The 1332-nt window shown below is 71.2% G+C and carries 2 protein-coding genes; one reads left to right on the top strand and one right to left on the bottom strand.

The genetic code is table 11. The annotated features are described in order from the left end of the window. Positions 1-690 (top strand): glycine cleavage T C-terminal barrel domain-containing protein (locus BN903_RS04895; RefSeq protein ID WP_048076637.1); only part of this gene is annotated, 690 nt, incomplete at its 5' end. A 56-nt stretch (positions 691-746) separates the two neighbouring features. On the opposite strand, the gene moaC is transcribed toward BN903_RS04895, so the two are convergent. Continuing rightward, on the bottom strand, positions 747-1286 hold the full coding sequence (moaC, locus tag BN903_RS04890) for a cyclic pyranopterin monophosphate synthase MoaC (RefSeq protein ID WP_048076636.1): 540 nt from the start codon (positions 1284-1286) through the stop codon (positions 747-749). Between the last annotated feature and the right edge of the window lie 46 nt (positions 1287-1332).

Here is a 1332-nt window from a genome sequence, read left to right as displayed (position 1 = left end):
GTCGCGAACGTCACCGACGACTGGGCGATGCTCGCGGTTCAGGGCCCGGACGCGGCCGACGCGCTCGACGAGGCGACCCCCCGCGACCGCGTCGTCGGGCTGTCGAAGTTCGAGGCGACGACGGCGGCGGTCGCGGACGTGGAGAGCTGGGTCGCGCGCACCGGCTACACCGGCGAGGACGGCTTCGAGGTGATGTGTCCGGCCGGCTCCGTCGAGGCCGTGTGGGACGCGTTCATCGACGGTCCCGACCCGGCGCAGCCGTGCGGCCTCGGCGCGCGCGACACGCTCCGCACCGAGATGGGCTATCTCCTCTCCGGGCAGGACTTCGACCCGGAGGAGGAGCCCCGCACCCCCTACGAGGCGCGGATCGGCTTCGTCGTCAAACTCGACACGGAGTTCGTCGGCCGCGACGCGCTGGAGGTCCAGAAGGAGGAGGGCGTCAACGAGAAGTTCGTCGGCGTCCGCCTCCTCGAACGCGGCGTGCCCCGCGGCGGCTACGCCGTCACCGACGGCGACCTCACGCGCGTCGGGAAGCTGACCTCCGGGACGATGAGCCCGACCCTCGACGAACCGATCGGTCTCGGCTACCTCCACGAGTCGTACGCCGACGCCGGTACCGAGGTGAGCGTCGTCGTGCGCGGCGACGAGAAGCGCGCCGAGGTCGTGATCCCGCCGTTCCTCGACCGGTAGGACGGCCGTCGGGCGCAGGCGATCGCCGCCGGCTGCCGTCCGCCCGATCGCGCCGACTACTCGCCGACCGTCTCCTTCCGCTTCTCGACGACCTCGACGCCCGTGATTCCGGTGTCGGGGTACCCGCCGTCCGCGTCCTTCTCCGCGGCCTTCACCATGTCCCAGACCGTGTTGAGACCGGTCGTCACCCCCTCCAGCGCCTCCATCTCGCATCCCGTCTTCCCGGTGGTCTCGACCGCGACCGTCAGCTCGATCCGGTCGTCGCCGACCGAGAAGTCGGTGTCGACGTTCGTGATCGGGATCTGGTGGCACATCGGGATCGTCTCCCACGTGTGTTTCACGGCCTGAACCGCCCCGATCCGCGCGGTGGCGAGCACGTCGCCCTTCTCGACCGCGTCCGCCTCGACCGCGGCGATCGTCTCCGGCGTCAGTCGTATCTCGCCGCGCGCGACCGCGCGACGGCTGCTGTCGGGCTTGTCGCCGACGTCGACCATCTGGACGTCGCCGTCGGCGGTCGTGTGCGTCAGTTCGTCGCCGTCGGCGGTCGCACGGGCCGAGCCGTTCGGTTCGGCGTCGGTCTCGGGGTCCTCACTCATTACGCATCGCCTCCGGCAGCCGGTCGGGTAAGTCCGTCGCCACCAG

The organism is Halorubrum sp. AJ67 (genome assembly GCF_000513435.1).
This window is presented reverse-complemented; position numbering and strand designations above follow the sequence as displayed.

What these genes read in the sequence shown, in the direction of transcription:
- moaC (WP_048076636.1), bottom strand. Translation starts at nt 1,286, where the DNA reads ATGAGTGAGGACCCCGAGACCGACGCCGAACCGAACGGCTCGGCCCGT.